Source organism: Escherichia sp. R1 (assembly GCF_003000935.1).
GTDB classification, from domain to species: domain Bacteria; phylum Pseudomonadota; class Gammaproteobacteria; order Enterobacterales; family Enterobacteriaceae; genus Escherichia; species Escherichia coli.
Genome location: NZ_PSRU01000075.1, coordinates 1 through 1,059, shown reverse-complemented (window position 1 = coordinate 1,059; position 1,059 = coordinate 1). Strand labels below are relative to the sequence as shown.

1 protein-coding gene is annotated in these 1,059 nt (G+C 52.5%); it reads left to right on the top strand.

From position 1 onward, the window contains the following. Window positions 1-77 precede the first annotated feature (77 nt). On the top strand, window positions 78-1,001 hold the full coding sequence (locus C4F37_RS27115) for an IS5-like element IS903B family transposase (RefSeq protein WP_012579081.1): 924 nt from the start codon (window positions 78-80) through the stop codon (window positions 999-1,001). Window positions 1,002-1,059 lie beyond the last annotated feature (58 nt).

Sequence of the window (1,059 nt, the reverse complement as noted above, 5' to 3'; positions counted from 1 at the left end):
GGTTTTGTTGAATAAATCGAACTTTTGCTGAGTTGAAGGATCAGATCACGTATCTTCCCGACAACGCAGACCGTTCCGTGGCAAAGCAAAAGTTCAAAATCACCAACTGGCCCACCTACAATAAAGCCCTCATCAACCGTGGCTCCATAACTTTCTGGCTGGATGATGAAGCTATTCAGGCCTGGTATGAGTCAGCAACACCTTCTTCACGAGGCAGACCTCAGCGCTATTCTGACCTTGCCATCACGACTGTGCTGGTCATTAAACGCGTATTCAGGCTGACCCTGCGCGCTGCGCAGGGCTTTATTGATTCCATTTTTTCTCTGATGAACGTTCCGCTACGCTGCCCGGATTACAGCTGTGTCAGCAGGCGGGCAAAGTCGGTTAATATCAGTTTCAAAACGCCCACCCGGGGTGAAATCGCACACCTGGTAATTGATTCCACCGGGCTGAAGGTCTTCGGTGAAGGCGAGTGGAAAGTCAAAAAGCATGGCCAGGAACGCCGTCGTATATGGCGTAAGCTGCATCTGGCAGTTGACAGTAAAACACATGAAATCATCTGCGCTGACCTGTCGCTGAACAACGTTACGGACTCAGAGGCCTTCCCCGGGTTAATCCGGCAAACCCACCGGAAAATCAGGTCAGCCGCCGCCGATGGAGCTTACGATACCCGGCTCTGTCACGATGAACTGCGGCGTAAGAAAATCAGCGCGCTTATCCCGCCCCGAAAAGGTGCGGGTTACTGGCCCGGTGAATATGCAGACCGTAACCGTGCAGTGGCTAATCAGCGAATGACCGGGAGTAATGCGCGGTGGAAATGGACAACAGATTACAACCGTCGCTCGATAGCGGAAACGGCGATGTACCGGGTAAAACAGCTGTTCGGGGGTTCACTGACGCTGCGTGACTACGATGGTCAGGTTGCGGAGGCTATGGCCCTGGTACGAGCGCTGAACAAAATGACGAAAGCAGGTATGCCTGAAAGCGTGCGTATTGCCTGAAAACACAACCCGCTACGGGGGAGACTTACCCGAAATCTGATTTATTCAACAAAGCCCA